A 207-nucleotide genomic window follows, 5' to 3' on the forward strand; every position below is an offset into this window, starting at 1 on the left:
CCTGTGTCGGTTTGCGGTACAGGCACCTTTTATCTCGCTAGAAGCTTTTCTTGGCAGCGGGGAATCAAAGACTTCGCTCCATAAGGAGCTTCCCCCTCACAGCTCAGCCTTTACGATAAGCGGATTTGCCTACTTATCAGCCTAACTGCTTGGACGTGCACAACCAATCGCACGCTTCTTCTATCCTTCTGCGTCCCTCCATTGCTC

At 51.7% G+C, this 207-nt stretch carries 1 rRNA gene; it reads right to left on the minus strand.

Annotation, left to right across the window (positions count from 1 at the left end):
* Window positions 1-207 (minus strand): 23S ribosomal RNA (locus MR160_RS35455); the annotation flags it as partial.

Source organism: Bacillus cereus group sp. BfR-BA-01382, assembly GCF_022663475.1.
GTDB lineage: Bacteria > Bacillota > Bacilli > Bacillales > Bacillaceae_G > Bacillus_A > Bacillus_A thuringiensis_S.